This is a genomic window from bacterium, assembly GCA_016703265.1.
Taxonomy (GTDB): Bacteria; Krumholzibacteriota; Krumholzibacteriia; order LZORAL124-64-63; family LZORAL124-64-63; genus CAINDZ01.
Genome location: JADJCK010000007.1, coordinates 388,698 through 407,130, shown reverse-complemented (window position 1 = coordinate 407,130; position 18,433 = coordinate 388,698). Strand labels below are relative to the sequence as shown.

The 18,433-nt window shown below is 67.7% G+C and carries 18 protein-coding genes; 5 read left to right on the top strand and 13 right to left on the bottom strand.

The window, feature by feature from the left end:
* Nucleotides 1-13: 13 nt before the first annotated feature.
* Nucleotides 14-862 carry an ABC transporter substrate-binding protein gene (locus IPG61_15580; GenBank protein ID MBK6735469.1) on the top strand — a complete coding sequence of 283 codons (849 nt, stop codon included), beginning with the start codon at nucleotides 14-16 and terminating at the stop codon, nucleotides 860-862.
* A 12-nt stretch (nucleotides 863-874) separates the two neighbouring features.
* Here the strand turns inward: IPG61_15580 and IPG61_15575 are convergent, their stop codons facing one another.
* Nucleotides 875-1,237: an SET domain-containing protein-lysine N-methyltransferase gene (locus tag IPG61_15575; GenBank protein MBK6735468.1), complete on the bottom strand. Its 363-nt coding sequence runs from the start codon at nucleotides 1,235-1,237 to the stop codon at nucleotides 875-877.
* Between the two features lie 438 nt (nucleotides 1,238-1,675).
* On the opposite strand from IPG61_15575, the gene IPG61_15570 reads away from it, so the two are divergent.
* From IPG61_15570 to IPG61_15560, 3 genes are all read left to right on the top strand, one after another.
* The gene (locus IPG61_15570) at nucleotides 1,676-1,990 is read left to right on the top strand and encodes a hypothetical protein (GenBank protein MBK6735467.1); all 315 of its coding nucleotides are present in this window, start codon (nucleotides 1,676-1,678) and stop codon (nucleotides 1,988-1,990) included.
* A gap of 527 nt (nucleotides 1,991-2,517) precedes the next feature.
* On the top strand, nucleotides 2,518-3,954 hold the full coding sequence (locus tag IPG61_15565) for a deoxyhypusine synthase (GenBank protein ID MBK6735466.1): 1,437 nt from the start codon (nucleotides 2,518-2,520) through the stop codon (nucleotides 3,952-3,954).
* Nucleotides 3,955-4,167: 213 nt separating this feature from the next.
* The gene (locus tag IPG61_15560; GenBank protein ID MBK6735465.1) at nucleotides 4,168-6,060 is read left to right on the top strand and encodes a M2 family metallopeptidase; all 1,893 of its coding nucleotides are present in this window, start codon (nucleotides 4,168-4,170) and stop codon (nucleotides 6,058-6,060) included.
* A 108-nt stretch (nucleotides 6,061-6,168) separates the two neighbouring features.
* On the opposite strand, the gene IPG61_15555 is transcribed toward IPG61_15560, so the two are convergent.
* From IPG61_15555 to IPG61_15545, 3 genes are read right to left on the bottom strand one after another with little or no spacing between them, the layout of a single operon-like run.
* Nucleotides 6,169-7,137: a DUF4097 family beta strand repeat protein gene (locus tag IPG61_15555; GenBank protein MBK6735464.1), complete on the bottom strand. Its 969-nt coding sequence runs from the start codon at nucleotides 7,135-7,137 to the stop codon at nucleotides 6,169-6,171.
* 29 nt (nucleotides 7,138-7,166) lie between these two features.
* A complete protein-coding gene (locus IPG61_15550; protein ID MBK6735463.1) occupies nucleotides 7,167-7,715 on the bottom strand; it encodes a hypothetical protein in 549 nt (182 codons plus the stop codon).
* Nucleotides 7,705-8,271, bottom strand: coding sequence for an RNA polymerase sigma factor (locus IPG61_15545; GenBank protein MBK6735462.1), 567 nt, complete (start codon nucleotides 8,269-8,271; stop codon nucleotides 7,705-7,707). Before IPG61_15545 ends, IPG61_15550 begins: the two co-directional genes overlap by 11 nt.
* 271 nt (nucleotides 8,272-8,542) lie before the next feature.
* On the opposite strand from IPG61_15545, the gene IPG61_15540 reads away from it, so the two are divergent.
* A complete protein-coding gene (locus IPG61_15540; protein ID MBK6735461.1) occupies nucleotides 8,543-9,115 on the top strand; it encodes a DUF642 domain-containing protein in 573 nt (190 codons plus the stop codon).
* 77 nt (nucleotides 9,116-9,192) lie between these two features.
* On the opposite strand, the gene IPG61_15535 is transcribed toward IPG61_15540, so the two are convergent.
* From IPG61_15535 to IPG61_15495, 9 genes are all read right to left on the bottom strand, one after another.
* Nucleotides 9,193-9,831 (bottom strand): CBS domain-containing protein, encoded by a 639-nt coding sequence (locus IPG61_15535; protein MBK6735460.1) that lies wholly within the window; start codon nucleotides 9,829-9,831, stop codon nucleotides 9,193-9,195.
* A 25-nt stretch (nucleotides 9,832-9,856) separates the two neighbouring features.
* Nucleotides 9,857-10,576, bottom strand: a complete 720-nt coding sequence (locus IPG61_15530) for an ABC transporter ATP-binding protein (GenBank protein ID MBK6735459.1) — start codon at nucleotides 10,574-10,576, stop codon at nucleotides 9,857-9,859.
* Nucleotides 10,569-11,297 carry an ABC transporter ATP-binding protein gene (locus IPG61_15525; protein ID MBK6735458.1) on the bottom strand — a complete coding sequence of 243 codons (729 nt, stop codon included), beginning with the start codon at nucleotides 11,295-11,297 and terminating at the stop codon, nucleotides 10,569-10,571. The genes IPG61_15530 and IPG61_15525 overlap by 8 nt, the downstream gene beginning before the upstream one ends.
* Nucleotides 11,294-12,253 carry a branched-chain amino acid ABC transporter permease gene (locus IPG61_15520; GenBank protein MBK6735457.1) on the bottom strand — a complete coding sequence of 320 codons (960 nt, stop codon included), beginning with the start codon at nucleotides 12,251-12,253 and terminating at the stop codon, nucleotides 11,294-11,296. Before IPG61_15520 ends, IPG61_15525 begins: the two co-directional genes overlap by 4 nt.
* Nucleotides 12,254-12,306: 53 nt before the next feature.
* Entirely contained in the window at nucleotides 12,307-13,221 is a 915-nt protein-coding gene (locus IPG61_15515) for a branched-chain amino acid ABC transporter permease (GenBank protein MBK6735456.1), read from the bottom strand.
* 96 nt (nucleotides 13,222-13,317) lie between these two features.
* The gene (locus IPG61_15510) at nucleotides 13,318-14,505 is read right to left on the bottom strand and encodes an ABC transporter substrate-binding protein (GenBank protein ID MBK6735455.1); all 1,188 of its coding nucleotides are present in this window, start codon (nucleotides 14,503-14,505) and stop codon (nucleotides 13,318-13,320) included.
* 236 nt (nucleotides 14,506-14,741) lie between these two features.
* Nucleotides 14,742-15,338, bottom strand: a complete 597-nt coding sequence (locus tag IPG61_15505; GenBank protein ID MBK6735454.1) for a hypothetical protein — start codon at nucleotides 15,336-15,338, stop codon at nucleotides 14,742-14,744.
* Nucleotides 15,339-15,486: 148 nt separating this feature from the next.
* Nucleotides 15,487-16,344 carry a hypothetical protein gene (locus IPG61_15500; protein ID MBK6735453.1) on the bottom strand — a complete coding sequence of 286 codons (858 nt, stop codon included), beginning with the start codon at nucleotides 16,342-16,344 and terminating at the stop codon, nucleotides 15,487-15,489.
* 9 nt (nucleotides 16,345-16,353) lie between these two features.
* On the bottom strand, nucleotides 16,354-18,399 hold the full coding sequence (locus IPG61_15495; protein ID MBK6735452.1) for a peptide MFS transporter: 2,046 nt from the start codon (nucleotides 18,397-18,399) through the stop codon (nucleotides 16,354-16,356).
* Between the last annotated feature and the right edge of the window lie 34 nt (nucleotides 18,400-18,433).

Below are 18,433 nucleotides of genomic sequence, written 5' to 3'. Positions count from 1 at the left end.
GGCAGGAGAATCCATGTCCGGCCTCATCGAACTGACGCTCGGCCACAGCCCCGATCCCGACGACGCCTTCATGTTCTACGGGCTGGCCAAGGACAAGCTGGAGACCGGCCCCTACCGTTTCCGGCACGTGCTGCAGGACATCCAGACCCTGAACGAGCGGGCCACGCGCGGCGAGCTGGACATCACGGCCATCAGCATCCACGCCTACGCGTACGTGCTGGACAAGTACGCGCTGCTGCCGGCGGGAGCGAGCATGGGCTTCGGGTACGGGCCGATGGTGGTGGCGAAGCAGGCCATCGCCCCGGCCGACCTGGCCGGCATGACCATCGCCATCCCGGGGAAGATGACCTCGGCCTGGCTGGAACTGCAGCTCGCCATCGGCAAGTGCGAACCGGTGGTCGTGCCGTTCGACGAGATCATCGAGCGCGTGGCATCAGGCGAGTTTCCCGCCGGCCTGATCATCCACGAGGGCCAGCTCACCTACCGTGAGGCGGGGCTGGTCGAGTGCCTGAACCTGGGCCGGTGGTGGTGGGAGACGACCGGGCGCCGGGACTGGCCGCTGCCGCTGGGCGGCAACGCCATCCACAAGCGGCACGGCGCGGCAATGAAGGATATCAGCGACATCCTCACGGCCTCGATCCGCTACAGCCTGGACAACCGGGCGGCCGCGCTGGACTACGCGCTGGGCTGGGCACGCGACATGGGCGTGGAGCTGGCCGACGAGTTCGTGGGCATGTACGTGAACGACTGGACGCTCGACTACGGCGAGCGCGGGCGGGCAGCCATCACCGAACTGCTGGGGCGCGGACACGCCGCCGGGCTGATCCCGAAGGTGGACCAGTTGGAATTCGTGGGCGGCTGAGCGGACGGTCGCTCAGGCGATGGCCCGATCGGCGAACGACTCCTGCGCATCCGGACGCTGCCGATAGCGCCGCGCGATGAACCCCTGGACGACGCCCAACTCCAGGTAGTGCTGCTGGAGGCGGCGCGGCAGGTGCCGGAAGTCTTCGATGAGCCCGCGGCATTCGCGATGGCCGCAGCGGCATTCCATGGACCACAGCCCGTCGTCCATGCTCGTGGAATAGTCGAACGTCACCTGTTCGCCCGGCAGGATGTCGGTCAGGGCGACGAGCCTGCGGTTGCCCACCAGCCCGGCGTTCGGAACACACGAATGATTGACGTAGACCGACGGGCTTTCCGGCAGGATGTAGGTGCGGGACCCCGTCTGGAGCAGCATCGAGGCCCGCTCGGTGTGGTGGATCGGGTCGTCGAGGTCGAAGCGCGGCCCGCGGAAGCTGGTGATGATCTCGCCCTTGCGGATGGCCCGGGCCGCGAAGATGCCGCGCCCGAGTTCGCACTCCTCGATGTAGATACTTTCCGGCACCCGCCAAACCTCCGTAACCGCCTGTCCCGCACGGGCCACGCCCCGGAAAGGCCGCCCTGGCGCGGCATCCGGGGATTTGGCGCGAGAACATAGATCAAGCCCGAGGGCGCTGGCAATACCCGACTTGGCCCGGGCGCAAAAAAACAGCCGATAGGCTCTTGACACCGGGTTTCCGCTACCTCTACCTTTTGCCGGCTCATCCCCCGGGCGGGCCGTTTTGACGTATCGCCCCCGAAATTCAGTGAGACCGGATGTCCTGTCCGACCAGCCCGGCCTTAGGAGGTCCGAGCGATGTTGGTGACGCAGAGCTTGCGCGGTGACGGCAAGGGCGAATCCAAAAAGGGTGAATCCAAGCCACGCAACAAGCGGAAGTACGACGAGGCCTCCCGCGAGAAGTTCAAGCGGGACGGCACGAGCCGCCCGGGCCAGAAACTGCCCAAGCGTGCCCGCAGCGACGACGACGACGACGTCGACGACGCCGAGCTGGAGGACGACGACGATCTGGACGACGACGACGACTTCGATATCGACGAGGACGACTTCGACATCGACGAAGACGACGACTTCGAGGTCGAAGGCGATGACTGGGAAAAGGACGACGACTAGTCCCTCCCCGCAGATCCGGTATCCACGCCGAAAGTTGGTTTGCCCATGACCCGGGATCTTAACGAAGATCCCGGGGCTTTCGGCGGTCTGCCGGAAGCCCCGGTGTATGCTGGTGCGCGGTTCGCCGTGCTGCCCATCCCCTACGACGGCACCTCGACCTGGCAGAAGGGCGCCGACAAGGGCCCCGAGGCCCTGCTGGCCGCCTCGGCCAACATGGAACTGTACGACATCGAGACCGACTCGGAACCCTGGCTCGCGGGCATCGTGACCATGGCGCCGCAGGTGGGCTTCGAGACGCCGGAGGCGATGGTCGAGTCGGTCCGCGCCGAGGCGACGGCGCTGCTGGCTGACGGCCGCACGGTCGTGGGCCTGGGCGGGGAACATTCGGTGTCGATCGGCCTGATCCAGGCCCACGCCGCCAAGTGGCCGGGACTGACCGTGTTGCAGTTCGACGCCCACGGCGACAGCCGCGACCAGTACGAGGGCTCGAAGTGCAACCACGCCTGCGTCATGGCGCGGGCGGCCGAATGCGCCGAATATGTGGCTGTCGGCATCCGCAGCATGGACGTCGCCGAGCGCGCGAAGCTTGTGCCCGGGCGGACGATCTTCGCCCACGAGATCGACGATGTGGACACGACGGCACGCCGGATCCTCGAGCGGATCAAGGGGCCGGTCTACATCACGATAGACCTGGACGTGCTGGACCCGTCGGAAATGCCGTCGACCGGCACGCCCGAGCCCGGCGGCCTCAGCTACCGCCAGTTGAAGGGCCTGCTCAAGGCGGTGTGCCGCGAACGGCAGGTGGTCGGGTTCGACGTCGTGGAGCTGATGCCGCGGCCCGAGAACCGGGCCCCCGATTTCCTGGCCGCCCGGCTGGTGTACCAGCTGATGGCCTTCGTCCTGCAGTCCGGAAAAGGAGAGCCCCGTTGAACAAGAAAGAAATCCTGTCCGATGTCCTGCGCCACGTTGACGTCAAGGCCTTCGACGCGCGTCCGCTGATCCAGGCCTATGGCGACATGGCCTTCCAGGCCCGCAACCTGTCGCGCGCGACCGGCATCCTCAACCAGATGCTGGCCGACCGCGAGTGCAGCGTCATCCTGACCCTTGCCGGCTCGCTGTGCAGCGCCGGCCTCAAGGACGCGCTCGCGTTGATGGTCGAGAACAACATGGTCGATGCCATTGTCTCGACCGGCGCCAACATCGTCGACCAGGACTTCTTCGAGGGCATGGGCTTCCGCCACTACAAGGGCGCGCCGCACGCCGTCGACGACCAGAAGCTGCGCGAGATGGGCATCGACCGCATCTACGACACGTACATCGACGAGGACGAGCTGCGCGAATGCGACATGGCGATCGCCGAAATCGCCGGCACGCTGGAGCCACGCGCCTATTCCTCGCGCGAGTTCATCCAGGCCATGGGCGCCTGGCTCGACAAGCGCGGCCTCGGTTGCGAGCACTCGATCGTGCACGCGGCCTGGAAGAAGGACGTGCCCATCTTCTGCCCCGCCTTCAGCGACTGCTCGGCGGGCTTCGGGCTGGTGCACCACCAGTGGCACAGCGAGAAGTACCTGACCATCGACTCGGTGGCCGACTTCCGCGAGCTGACGCGCATCAAGCTCGAGTGCGGCGAAACCGGCATCTTCATGATCGGCGGCGGCGTGCCGAAGAACTTCACCCAGGACGTGGTGGTCGCCACCGACATCCTGGGCGAGGAGAAGCCGATGCACAAGTACGCCCTGCAGATCACGGTGGCCGACGAGCGCGACGGCGCCCTGAGCGGTTCCACGCTGCAGGAGGCCTGCTCGTGGGGCAAGGTCGACACCGCCTTCGAGCAGATGGTGTGGGCCGAGGCCACGCTGGTGCTGCCGCTGATGGTCAGCGACGCCTGGCACCGCGGCGCCTGGAAGCAGCGCGTGGCGCGGCAGTACAACAAGCTGCTGGCCAGCTCCGCTGCCCGGGCCTGAGCCTGATTCACGGTCCTGTTCCCATGAGGGGCTGCGCCACGGCGCGGCCCCTTTTTCCTGCCGGCGGGCGCCCGGCTCGCGGCCCGGCCACACGGGGCTTTCCTCACCGGGGACCCTGTGGCACAGTAGACGCTGTCCCGCCGGGCGGCGGCCCCCCCCGCCGCCTGCCGCCCGGCCGGTCCCTGACCCCACTCCGGCAAAGGAACGCGACCCATGCAACCGCGCACCCTCGCTGGCCTCGGCATGGCCATGCTCGCGGCCGGCGTCATGTCCATCTGGTACCTGAACCGCGGCGACGCTGGGGCCGGGCCGGAGCCCGGCCACGACCTCAAGCCGGCGCCGGCAACCGTGGCGCCGCTGGTGCCCGCGCTGGTGCCCGAGCAGGGCGGGCCCGAGGACGTGGCCGCCTTCCTCACGCACTACAACGACGAGTACCGGCGCCTGTGGACCGCGGCCGAGGGCGCCAAGTTCGCCGCCGAGTCCGACATCGGCGAGGCCAACACGCGTGCCCGCATCGAGGCCGGCCAGGCCCTGGGCGGTTTCGTGGGCAGTGCCGCGGTGATCGAGCAGCTGGAACAGATGCGCGGCCGGGCCGACGCCACGCCGCTGCAGGGACGCCAGCTGGACGCTGCCTGGCGACTGGCCGCCCACTACCCGGCGCCGGTCGGGGAGCGCGTGGGCACGCTGATCACGACCGAGGCCCAGGCTACCGACAGCCTGTACGCGGGCAACTGGATCCTTCGCGTTCCCGGCCGCCCCGAACGCGTGGTGACCCCCAACCAGCTGGACGACCTCGTCGCCGGCAGCCGCGACCTGGCGTTTCGACAGGCCGCCTGGGAATGCAGCAAGGACGTCGGTCCGCGCCTGAAGGACCTGCTCGTGGACCTGCAGGGCCTGCGCAACGGCGTGGCGCGAGAGATGGGTTATTCGTCGTATTTCGCCCTGGAGACCGACAACTACGGGCTGGGCGCCGACGAGATGCTGACCCTGATGGACGAACTGGTGGCCGGCATCATGCCCCTGTACCAGCAGCTGCACTGCTGGACACGCCACGAACTGGCCGCCCGATACGGGGAACCGGTGCCCAAGCGGATCCCGGCGCACTGGCTGGACAACCGCTACGGCCAGGCGTGGCCGGGCATCGTCGAGGGCGTCGACATGGATCGCATGCTGCGCGATGTGCAGCCCAGCTGGCTCGTGGAGCAGGCCGAGCGGTTCTACGTCTCGATGGGATTTCCGAACCTGCCGCCCCGCTTCTGGTCAGCCAGCGACCTCTACGAATTGCCGCCCGATGCAACACGACGCAAGAACACGCATGCCTCGGCCTGGCACGTGGACCTGGACCAGGACGTGCGCGCGCTGATGAGCGTGAAAGCCGACTTCGACTGGTTCAGCACCACGCACCACGAACTGGGCCACGTGTACTACTATCTGGCCTACAGTCGTCCCGAGGTGCCGCCCATCCTGCGCGAGGGCGCCAACCGCGCCTTCCATGAGGGCATCGGCACGCTGATCGAGTTGGCAGCCGGACAGGTCCCCTATCTCGAGCAGGCCGGCCTGCTGGCACCGGGCGAGGCTCCCGACGAGATCCGCTGGCTCCTCAACCAGGCGCTGACCGGACCGGTGACGTTCCTTCCTTTCGCCTGCGGCACGATGACGCACTGGGAATACGACCTCTACGAAAAGGACCTGCCGCGCAACCTGTACAACACCCGCTGGTGGGAATATGCCGCGCGCTACCAGGGCCTGGAGCCGCCGACGCCGCGCGGCGAGCAGTGGTGCGACGCGGCCACGAAGACCCATGTCATCGACGACCCGGCGCAGTACTACGACTACGCGATCAGCGAAGTCATCCTGCACCAGCTGCACCGGTACATCTGCCGCGAGATCCTGGCGCAGGACGTGCACGCGGCGAACTACTACGGCAGCCGGCAGACCGGGCAGTACCTGGACTCGATCCTGCGCCTGGGCGCCACGCGCGACTGGGCGCAGGTCATGCGCGAAGCCACCGGCGAGGACCTCTCCAGCGCCGCCCTTCTGGAATATTTCGCCCCGCTGCAGGCCTGGCTCGAGAAGGAGAACGCGGGCCGCGACGTCACGTTCTAGGGTGGAAGCGAGAGATAGAGAGGTGGGCGGGCAGTCCTCGCGCCTTCGGCGCTGCGGATAGCCCGCCCACCTCTCTATCTCTCGCTTCCGCACTGAACCTGACGTCGTTTATTTCCGGAGGATGCGGATCTTGCCGTTGAGGGTGTTCAGCTTGATGTCGGCGGCGCCGCTGCCGTTGGTGAAGGTCAGTTCCTGGCCCGGCACGTACTGGTCGGTGCGCTCGGGCTTCTGCCCGAAGGCGTTCTCGATGTCGCCGTTGAAGGTCGTGACCTCGAAGGCGGCGCTCACGTCGCCGGGCACCGAAAGGGTCAGGCTGCCGTTGACCGACTCGGCCTCGATGGTCGCGCCCGAAGCGGGCCGGCCCGACATGGAGATGGTCCCGTTAACCGTGTTGGCCTGCAGGCTCCTGAGGCTGGCGCAGTCGACGCTGGCGTCGCCGGTGACGGTATCCACCTGCAGGTCGGAATCGTCGCAGCGGATCCTGAGGCTGCCCGACACGGTCGACACTTCGGACTCGGCTCCCGCGCCGTCCACCTCGACGCTGCCGCTGACGCTGTCGATCTCCAGCCGACGGCACGCTCCGCGCACGTCGACATCGCCACTGACCGACGTCACCTCGATCACGGCGTCCAGGCCCGAGACATCCACGCCGGCCGCGACCACCTCGACCTCGAGGCGGCAGCCCCGCGGCACCTGGATGGTCAGGTCGGCGCCGTCGTTGATCGTGACCGACTCGTGGTGTTCGCCCTTTCGGTTGCCCATCAGGTTGCGCAGTCCCTTGTGCTGGTTCTTGTAGATGACCTCGACCTCGGCCCGCTCGCCGGCCGAGAACTCGAGCCGCTCCACGTCGTCGCCGAGCGTGCCTGTCACGCTGATCTCGGCCTTGTCCCAGCCGATGACCTTCACCATGCCGGCGATGTTGCTGATCGCGACGCGGCCGTCGGCCGGCATGCGGCCGCTTTCGCTGACGGGTCGTTCGGCCGCCGTCGCCAGGCCGGCCGCGACGAGCACGACGACCGCAACGAGCGCAGTCACCGCGCCGTGGCTGCGAAGTCCCGGATTCGAATGGCTGTTCATCTTCGTTCTCCTTCTCGGTTGCACGCGTCTCAGGTCCGGCCGCCCAGGGCGTTCCGGGTCCCGCCGTCCGCCTGCAGGCGAAGCAGCCGACCGCGCGAGTGGTGGATCATCAGGACCAGTCGGGACAGATCGGGGTCGTCGGGCGCCTGTGCCAGGGCGGCCTGCAATTCGTCGAGGGCCGCTTCGACAGCGCGCAGGCCCTGGCGCGTGGCCACCGGTCCGGACATCGGAGCCAGCGCTGTTTCGCTGTTCGCGGCGGTGCCGCCGGCCGTGGGCGCCTCGGGCAGCCGGGCAACGGGTTCACTTCCCGGGCGCACCCCGGTCAGCCCCGCCCCCACCGCCACGATGACGCAGGCGGCCAGGGCCGCTCCCGCCCACAGGGAACCGCTGCGGGCGGCGGTCCGGCGGCCGACAGCGCGACCGGGGGCACCGGCGGCATCCAGCGCGCGGGAAATGTCCGGCCACAGGTCGCGCTCGGGTGCCACGCCTTCGTCGCGCAGGCGGGCCGCCAGCGCGCTCACCTGCCGGTCGAGCGCGGTGGCCCCTACCGCCGGGCCATGGTTCGGGTCATGCTTCATGGCGACGCCTCTCCGGTTCGCTGTACATGGCCCGCAGCAGGGCCCGGGCACGGAACATCTGCGACTTGATGGTGCCTTCGCTGACACCCAGCAGGGTCGCCACCTCGGCCTGGGGATAGCCCTCGACCTCGTGCAGCACGAAGACCGTGCGGGCGCCCTCGGGCAGCCGGGCGATCAGGCGTTCGAGGTCGACGGCCGTCAGCATGGGCACCACGCCGTCCGCCGAAACACCCCGCGACTGCGCGGCCAGGCGCTCGAGACCGTCATCCTCGCCCGCGTCGACCAGCCAGCGCCGCGCGCGCTGCTCGGAACGCCACTGGTCGCGCCAGCAGTTCACCGCGATGCGGCCCAGCCAGGCCCCCAACGGTGCCTGGCCCGACCAGCCGCCGAGCGCCAGCCAGGCCTTCACGAACGTGTCCTGGGTCAGGATCTCCGCCTGCCCCCGGTCGCCCGCCAGCCGCAGGCTCAGGCCGTGGACGCGCGCGGCGTGACGCCGATAGATCTGTTCGAAAGCCCCGCGGTCGCCCGGCGGCCGCCCGGGCTGCCAGGACCGCATCGGCGACCGGCGTGGCGGGCCGGGCGGCAGGATCGGCGCTGGCGCGATCGGCGATCATGCGGGTGGCGCTCCGAGGGACGGGTGGCGGGTTCCTGACCGGGCAACAGGGATAAGACGATGCAGGCGGCCTGAAGGTTGGCAGGAATCCTGGCCGGGGGCCACATCCCAGGGATTGACTATCCGTGCCAATATGATACGATTTCTCTCTGTTTTTTCTCCGATTTAGCCAGGCGTGCTTCATGATGCGTCGATTTGTGAATGTGGTTTCTTCTTGCTGGCCCTGACCTGGCGCTGGCGGCGCCTGCTCCCGCCCAGGTCGGTGAACGGCTCCTTCGAACCGGAGGCCGGGGTCGTCACCTGGATGCTCGTCTCCGGGGGCCTGGGCACCATCCCGGGCTGGACCACGACCGACAACGGCGTGGAGTGGGTCATCGGTTCGAGCGCCGGGGCGCCGGCCCCGGACGGCCTTCACGCCGTGGACCTGGCCTGCTACGTCTACTCGGCGGGCGGTATCCAGCAGACCATCGCCACGACTCCCGGTGAAGTCCAGACGGTCCACTTCCAGCTGGGAACACTGGCGGCCTCGGGTCGCGACGGCACCTGCGAGATCGTCGTCGACGCCGACGGCCAGTCGCAGACGTTCACCCACGCCAATCCCAGCGGGATCGTCAACTACGCCACCAAGACGTTCGCCTTCCTGGCCGACGGCACTGCCGCCACGCTTCGCTTCCGCTGCCTGCAGAACGCCAACCAGCACTTCGCCTACCTCGACGCCGTCGGGCTCGAGGCGGTCGTCGCCACGGAGGAATCCACGTTCGGCGCGGTGAAGTCCCTCTACCGCTGACGACGGTCGACCCGATCGAAGGGCCGCCCTCCCTGTCCGGGAAGGCGGCCCGTTCTCTTGTCGCTACCCGTGCGGCTTCAGCTGATCGAGGCGCTGCCGTAGGTCTTCTCAAGTTCGGCGCGCAACGGTGCGAAATCGGCTTCGTTGGTCGTGCGGATGACGGCGCGTCGCGATCCGGCGGCCACTCCCTCGTAGGAAGTCATGATGCCGCGCAGGTGGAACCCGTGCTTGCGAATGATGTCGGCGACTTCCTTCACGGTGCCCGGCCTGTCGGCGATGATCACGCAGATGCGGTGGCCGCCGTGCCGGACCCCGGAGATGTCCACCAGGGCGCGGAAGATGTCGCGGTCGGAAATGATGCCGGCCAGCGTCTCGCCGGCCACCACCGGCAGGCAGCCGACGTTCTCGTCGAGCATCATCAACGCGGCGTCCTCGACCGGGGCATCGGGTGCGATCGTCAGCAGGCGCGCACCCATCGCCTCGCGCACCGAGGCCTTCGACAGCAGGTAGTTGATCTCGTAGACGTCGAGCGCCGTGGCCTTCGATGGACAGTACGCCTTGATGTCGCGATCCGAGATCACGCCCACCAGCTTGCCGTCCTTGACCACCGGCAGGTGCTTGATGCCGCGATCGCGCATCACATGCATCGCGTGCAGCACGCTCTCCTGCGGGTCGGCCGTGATCACCTGACGGGTCATCCAGTCCGCGACGAACATGTCTTCCTCCCCCGCTCCCGGGCGGCTACAACCCCAGGTAGGCAGCCTTGACGTGAGGGTCGCGCAGGAGGTCCTGCCCCCTGCCTTCCTTCTCCACGCGGCCGGTTTCCAGCACATAGGCGCGGTCCGCGATCGCCAGGGTCTGCCGCACGTTCTGCTCGACGAGCAGGACGGTGGTGCCCTCGTCGCGGATCCGCTTCACGATGTTGAAGATCTCCTGCACCAGGATCGGCGCCAGGCCCAGCGACGGCTCGTCGAACATCATGAGCCGAGGCAGGCCCATGAGCCCGCGGGCGATGGCGACCATCTGCTGCTCACCGCCCGACAAGGTACCGGAGGCCTGCCGCCGCCGCTCCTTCAGGCGCGGGAACAGGGTGAACACCTGCTCCTTGGTCTGCTCACGGCGCTTGCGGGCCTCGCCGCGCAGGGCGCCGAGGTCGAGGTTCTCCTCGACGCTCATCTCCACGAACAGTCGCCTGGCCTCGGGCACGTGCACCAGGCCGAGCTCGACGAGCCGGAACGGCTCGACACCGCCGAGAGACTCGCCACCGTAGAGGATCTCGCCCTTCCGCGGCCGCAGGATGCCGGAGATAGCCTTGAGCGTGGTCGACTTGCCGGCGCCGTTGGCGCCGATCAGCGCCACGATCTCGGCCCGACCGACGGTGAACGACAGGTCCCAAAGCACCTGGACATCGCCGTAGAAGACGTCGATGCCGCGGACTTCGAGCAGGGGCGCATCAGCCATCAGTCGTCCCCCTCCCGAGGTAGGCCTTCACCACTTCCGGATTCGCGCTGATCTCGGCCGGTGTGCCCTCGGCCAGCTTCTGGCCATAGGTCAGGACCACGATGCGGTCGGAAATCGACATGATCACCTTCATGTGGTGCTCGATGATCATGATCGTGATCCCCCGCTCCCTGATCCGGCGGATGATGGCGATCGACTCCTCGAGCTCGGACGGGTTCAGGCCGGCGCAGGCCTCGTCCAGCAGCAGCAGGTCCGGACCGGTGGCCAGCGCCCGCGCGATCTCCAGGCGCTTGCGCAGGCCCAGCGGCAGGCGCTTGGAAACGGTGTCGCGCACGTCCCACAGGTTGGTGATCTTCAGGATCTCCTCGGCGTGCGCCACGGCCTGGTTGCGGCTCGACGAGCGCAGGAACGCCGAGCAGACCACGTTGTCCAGGGTGGTCATGCGCTGAAGCGGCTTCACGACCTGGAACGTACGCGCCAGGCCACGGCCACAGATCTGGTGCGGCTTCAGGCCCGAGATCCGTTCGCCCTTGAACCGGACCTCGCCGCGCGACGGCGCGTAGAAACCGTTGACGACATTGAACATGGTCGTCTTGCCGGCGCCGTTGGGCCCGATCAGGCCCAGCACCTCGCCCTTGTTCACCGTGAAATCGACGTCCGTCAGCGCCGCCAGGCCGCCGAAGAACCGCGAAACACACTTGACCTCGAGCAGCGCGCTCATGACGACCTCCCCGGGCGCAGCAACCGGCGCAGCTTGGCGGCATCGCCGACCACGCCGTTGGGCAGGAAGATGATCACGACGATCAGCAGCACCCCGAACAGCGTGTGGTGCGCCGTGCCCACCTTGGGAATGGTGCGGATGATCTCCGCGAGCAGGATCATGATCACCGCGCCCAGGATCGGTCCCCAGCGCGTGGCCACGCCGCCGACCATGACGACCATGATGGCCATGACCGAGATGTCATGCAGCGCGAACACGACCTTCGGGTCGATGTAGCCCATGTAGTTCGTGTAGAAGGCGCCTGCAAAGCCGCAGAGCACGGCGCTGAGCACAAGTGCGATCGTCTTGTAGCGCGTGGTGTCGATGCCCAGCGACTCGGCGGCATCCTGGTCCTCGCGGATGGCGACGAAATAGTAGCCCAGCCGCGAGGCGATGACGCGATCGACGAACCAGAAGGTGGCCGCCGCGAGCGCCAGGATGATGTAGTAGTACCAGGTCTTCTCCACCCAGGTGCGCTCGCGGATCATGATGCCCATGTCGCCACCGGTCACCCCGACCAGGTTCTCGGCGACGATGCGCAGGATGACGCCCACGGCAATGGTGGCCAGCGCAAAGAACGGGCCGCGCAGCCGCAGGCAGATGAAGCCGATGATCAGCGCGGCCGCGCCCACGACCGGGATCGAGGCCAGCATGCCCCACCAGCCGGAGATGCCCAGCTTGACGTAGAGCATGCCCGACGTGTAGGCGCCGATGCCGAAGAAGGCGGCGTGCCCGAACGACACCTGCCCACAGTAGCCGGAGAGCAGGTTCCACGACATCCCGATGATGGTCCACATCACGACGAGGATGAAGTTGTGCAGCCAGTAGTTGGCATTGACGCCGGGTATCGCCCGGATGAGCGGCAACGCCGCGAGGAGGCCCAGGATCAGGAGCGGGCGGCCGTACTTCGCCTGCATGATGCCGGGTTTCGACTGGACGATCGCGGAATTCGACTGGACGATGCCGGGTTTCACTTGCCGAACCTCCGCCGGCGCAGCAGCGATGCGACGCCCCCGGGTACGAAGATCAGGACGAGCACGAACACGACGAAGCGGCCGACGGGCGCCCAGCCCATGCCCAGGTAGGTGGCGGTCAGCGATTCGAAGATGCCCAGGATGAGCCCACCGAGGATGGCGCCGACGGTCGAGCCCAGCCCTCCCAGGATGGTGATCACGAAGCCGGTCAGCGTGAACTGGCCGCCCACGTCCGGATAGAGGTAGTAGATGGGCAGGAACAGGCAACCGGCGGCGCCGACCAGGGCCGAGCCGAGCCCGAAGGTGAAGACGCGCATGCGCTCGACGTTGACACCCATCAGCAGCGCGGCGTCCTTGTCCTGCGCCGTGGCGCGGATGGACTTGCCCATGTCCGTGCGCGACAGGAAGAACCACAGCGCCGCGGTGATGACCACCGCGAACAGGAACGACACCGTCCACGGGAATGAGAGCGACAACTCGATCGGCGAATCCTTCCAGAGGTCGGTCAGGTACCAGGCCTTCGTGGCGTAGTCGACCGGCGTGGTGCGGTAGTCCGACTTGAAGATGATCGTCGCGAGGTTGGCCAGCACCATGCCGATGCCCACGGTCAGGATGACCTGGTTCTCGGGCAGGATGGCGTCGACCTTCAGCACGGGATTGATCAGGTACTTCTGCAGCGCCACGCCGAGGATGAACAGCAGCGGCACCGCCACGAGGATCGACAGGTAGGGGTCGATGTGGGCCCAGGCGAACAGCAGGTAGGCCACGTACATGCCGACCATCATCAACTCGCCGTGCGCGAGGTTGATGATCTTCATGACGCCCATGATGATCGTCATGCCCAGCCCGATGAGGGCATACAGACCGCCGAGCAGCAGGCCCGAAATGAGGGTCTGCAACAGGACTTCGATTTTCGCGGCGTTCATATCGCCATCCCGGCCGGGGTCAACAGGTCCCGACCGCCGCCCCCCGACCCGGCGGGGGGCGGCGGCACGATCTGAATCCGGTTACCGCCTGTCGCGCCAGCTCGGCACGGGGTAGACATGCGGCGTGCTGGCGTGCGTCTTCGGCCAGATGGTCTGGAAGTCGCCCTTCTGGACCTGGATCGCGAGCGTCTCGACGAAGTTCTGGTTCTGGTAGCCGTCCCTGTCCTCGAACTTCACGGGCCCGAACGCGGTCTGCAGGTCGACCGCCTTCATGCCGTCGCGAATGCCCTCGGTAGTCCAGTCCTTGGCGCCGGTCATGGCGGCCTTCAGCACGAACAGCGAGGCGTAGGCCGAGGCGCCGTGGTACGAGGGATAGTCGCCGTACTTGGCCTTGTACTTCTCGGCGTAGGCCTTCGCTCCCGGGTAGTTCAGCTGGGGCGTCCACAGGGTGGCGCTGACCACGTACTCGGCGGCGTTCTTGGCGTTGTCGATGAACTCGGGAATCGCGAAGCCGGCAGCGCCGCCCGCGAACAGCTTCGCCTCGAGACGAAGCTCCATGATCTGCTTCATCAGCAGCGAGGCGTCCATGACGTACGACACCATGTACACCACGTCCGGCTTCAGCGACTTGACCTTGGAGAGGATCGGCTTGAAGTCGGGCGCGCCGGCCTCGTACTTCTCCTTCAGGACGACGGTGATACCCAGCTTCTTGGCATCATTCTCCATGGCGTCGGCACCGGAGGTGCCGAAGGCAGTCGTCTCGTAGAGGATGGCGATGGTCTTGGGCTTCACGACTTCGCCCATGAAGCTGACGAATGCATCGGCGTAGTGCGCGTTGACCTGGTTCTGCCGGAAGACGTAGCGGTAGTTCTGCTGCGTGATGGCGTCGTCGGCGCTGGCGACGACCAGATACGGCGTCTTGCGTTCCTCGGCCACCGCGGCAACGGCCTTCGCGCAGGCTGAGGTGTACTCGCCGACGATGACGGGCTGCCCGCCCTCGATCAGCTTCTCGACGATGGCGCGCGCCGTCTCCGGCTTGCCGGTCGAGTCCTCGAAGCCCAGCACGATCTGCGAACCCTTGATGCCGCCCGATGCGTTGATCTCCTCGGCGGCCATCTCGAACGACTTCTTCATGATCTCGCCGAACTTCGCCACCTTGCCGGTCAGCGGCAGCGGCACCACGAGCTTGAAATCGGCGGCGAGGGCGCCCAGGGGCAGGGACAGCGCAAGCATGAGGATGGACAAGCCGATCACGAGGGGACGTTTCATGCCGGTCTCCTTCGGGTTCCTTGGTCGGGGACCGCGACCATTCGGTTTGCGGACGCAGCGGCAACGACAGGCGCGAAGCTTGGACTCACTCTGTCGCGATTCCGCCGCGGCTGTCAATCCGAAATTCCTGCATTCCGGCGGGATTTCGCCGGCTGCAACGCGCCGGGACCCGAACGGATATCGACTCTTAGGATCATTGTCAGGATACGGCGGCGCAGCGACCCGAACGTGCCGCGTCAGTGGGCGATGCGCCCCGATGCCCGGAGATCTTCGAGGTCGGCGATGCGCGCCAGCGTCACGGCCTCGCTCGCGTAGTGGCGCACCGGCCAGCGAACGTCGTCCTCCAGGCGTCGCTCCCGGCACATCCGCACCTGGTGGTCGCGATAGAGGCACCAGGCGGCCTGCGCTTCGGCCAGGGCAACCGCTTCGTCGCCGGCGAGCGACCGCTCCAGTTCGGCGAGCAGGCGTTGCATCATGTGCCCGACCTCGATGGCCGTTTCCGCGACGGTGGGAATCACCCGCGATTTGTCGGCGCCGGGCTCGAGGCCAGCCAACCGTGCGCGTGCCAGTTCCTCCATCTCGAACGCCGTGCGGGCCGAGCGCTCCGCGCGCGCGATGAGCGCGCCGGTCTCGGCGTCGACGCCGGGGCAGATGGAGAGTTGCGACCAGAGACGTCCGCGCAGTTCCCGGAAGCGGACGGCCGCAGCCGCCTTGCGCCTGTTCTCGCGCGTTCGCCGGATGGTGCCGCCGATGACGTCGTTCAGCAGGCCGCCCACGGCCAGCGCGAGCACTGCCGCTGCCAGGAAAGCCTCGTCGTGCAGGAGATATTTCATCGGAGATCGTCCCCGGCCGGTGGAATTCGCGAATCGCCGCGCGGTGACGGGCGCAGCGGGCATCACCGAATCATAAGCGCAGACCGGCGGGGGAAACGGCAATCCCGGGGGAAAACGGGGCGGACGGCCGACCGTCCGCCCCCGAGGCTCAGCCGAGGAAGGGTACCGCCCGGCGCAGCAGCGCCTGGATGTGCTCACCCGTGTCGTAGTCGAGAGTCGAGCCGTGGATGCTGTGCGGGATGCCGTAGATGACGAAGATCACCAGCATGGCGGCGAAGGCCCACCAGCGGCCGACGGGTTTGCCGTCGCGCGCGGAACGGCAGCGCCAGGCCGCGGCAAGCCAGACCAGCGCACCCACGGCCAGCTTGTTGTCCGTCCAGTCGGTGCCGAGGGGCCAGCCGGTCCAGTAGGCGTCGAAGGCGTACTTCTGCACCACCGGCCCGAGGATGCAGCCGCCGAGCAGCAGGAACAGGAACGTCAACTGTGACAGCGGGCGAAGGCCGGAACTGCCACCGAGCAGCCCGGTCAGGCCGCAACTGGTCGAGAAGAACATGCCGATGATCATGCAGGTGACGTGGAAGACCAGCACCAGCGCCGGCACATCGCCCTTGTAGCGGGCCACCGCGGCCTCGTGCTCGGGCACCTGAACCGACTGCCCGTCCTTGGTGATGTGGACGTGGTACTCGAGCTTGCCCGCCATCTTCTGCCGCGGCAGCGTGGCGCGCAGCACCGCGCCGTCGCGGGTCATGGGCAGGTGCTCCCAGGCGTCCTGTGTCGGGTACCGGCGCCACTGCACCTCGGCCGTGACGCCCGGGTCGGGCGCCTCCACGGTGACCGGCATGTCGCCGTTGATGCTGTGCGTGCGCAGGAGTTCACCAGAGGCCCGCGCGCCCGCCACCGTCTCGTTGAACCTCACCTCGTAGGTCGGGCCCGAGATCTTCTGCCAGACCAGGAAGCCCAGCGTCATGACGAGGGATACCGACCAGATCGCAATCGTCCGTTTCACCGGTTCTCCTTAATCGCAGGGGCCCGGCTCCCGCCCGTTGCCGGGCGACGGGCGCCGGGCCCGCGTTGCATCCAGCCTTTGCGCCTTGGGTCGCCCTAGGCGCCGTACTTGCGGATCGCCGCATCCGGGCGCGGCAACATGACGAAAATGAAACCTGCAACCCCCGAGAATGGCCACTGCCGGGACCACGAACATGGTGGTGCCCGGTTCCGGGCCGCTGATGAAGCCGCTCATCTTGTTGCCCACGGCCGTGGAAAGGAACCAGCCGCCCATCATCAGGCCCACCCGGTGGGTCGGCGCCAGCTTGGTCACCAGCGACAGGCCCATCGGCGACAGGCACAGCTCGCCGAAGGTGATGATGATGTAGTAGCCGACCAGCCACATCATCGAGGTCTTGGCGGCGCCGTCGTGCCCCATCTTCGCACCCAGGGCCATGACCAGCATGCTGACGGTGGTGATGAGCATGCCGTAGAAGATCTTGCGCGCCGTGCTGACGGGGCGGCCCGCCTTCACCCGCTGCGCGAAGAACCAGACGACGACCGGCGTCAGCACGACGACGAAGAACGGGTTGAGGAAGCCCGTCAGGAGTTCGGCATTGAGCAACCGCACATAGCGCCCGGGTTCCAGGCGCGGCGTGGCGGCGCCGGCGTTGGCGTAGACGGCGTCGTAGGTTTCCCGCGAGACGACGATCAGCGGCACCTGGCGGTCCTGCACGTTGCGCGTGAGCACGACCTGGCCCGTGGGCTCGGCCTTCTCGGGCGTGACCTTCACGCTGGTCGTCGTGACGCCGTGGGCGTCGGCCGCGGTCGACAGCGCGACGTTGTCGTCAGGAAACACGCGGCAGGCCAGCGATCCGTCGATGCCGGGCGTGCCGGGCCATGGGTTGACCGTGACGTCGAGCGACGGATCGCCGCGCAGCGTTTCAATCGTACCCTGGCTGAGGATGCGCGCGCCGAACATCGCCTCGTTCGCCTGCGGCAGCACCACGAGCGTGCGCTCGTCGGGCCGCGGCACAGCCGGTCCGGCGTTGCCGAAGTAGCTGGGCATGGCCTTCTGCGCGTAGAACTCGGTGGCCGTCGGGATCCACTCGGCGCGGCGATCGGTGCTGCGCTCGGCGAATACCGTCAGCAGGCCGCCGCTCAGGTGCAGGATCATGAAGAACGTGCCGCCGGCGACATAGACCGGGATGAGCGCCGCGAGGCCCGGCTTCTCCTCCGCGTTGGCGCGCCGCACCAGCGAGGCGAAGTAGCCCGCCACCGGCAGCATGCCGATCAGGAAGCCGAACGTGATCGGCCCGATGCTGCCCATCACGAACGGGAGCTTCTGGCCCACGAAATAGCCGATGACGCCGAAGCCCACCGCCGGGGCCAGGATGGTCAGGAACATCTGCTTGAGGCCGAAGTCGCCGGCCTTCACCTCGGGCTTGCGGTCGGCCGCCTCGAGCCGCTTCCAGTTCAGCACCAGGATGACCACGCCCACGAGCATGCCGACGCCGGCCGCGGCGAACGCGGTGTTGAAGCTCCACAGGTTGCGCAGGGGCGCCGCCAGCAGCGCCGAGACCGAGGCGCCGATGTTGATGCCCATGTAGAAGATGTTGAAGCCGGCGTCGCGCCGCGGGTCGCCCGGCTTGTAGAGGTTGCCCACCATCGCCGAGATGTTCGGCTTGAACAGGCCGTTGCCCAGGCAGAGCAGCGCCAGGCCGGCGTAGAACGTGGGCATCGACCGGATGCCGAGGCTGAAGTAGCCGGCCGCCAGCAGCAGGCCGCCGATGAGAACGCTCTTGCGGTAGCCGAGGATGCGGTCGGCGATCATGCCGCCGATGAACGGCGTGAAGTACACGAACGCCATGTAGGTGCCGTAGATCTCGCCGGCCAGGGCGTTGGTGAAGCCCAGCCCCCCGCGCTCGGTATCGGTCACGTACAGGAAGAGGATGCCCAGCATCAGGTAGAAGCCCAGGCGCTCCCACATCTCGGTGAAGAAGAGGGGTTTCAGGCCGTGGGGATGGCCCTTGGCGGCGGGGGGCGCCGCGGCGGCGGCGGACGCGGTCGACGACATGCTGGCCTCCGGATGTTCGGTGGACGCGCGGGAC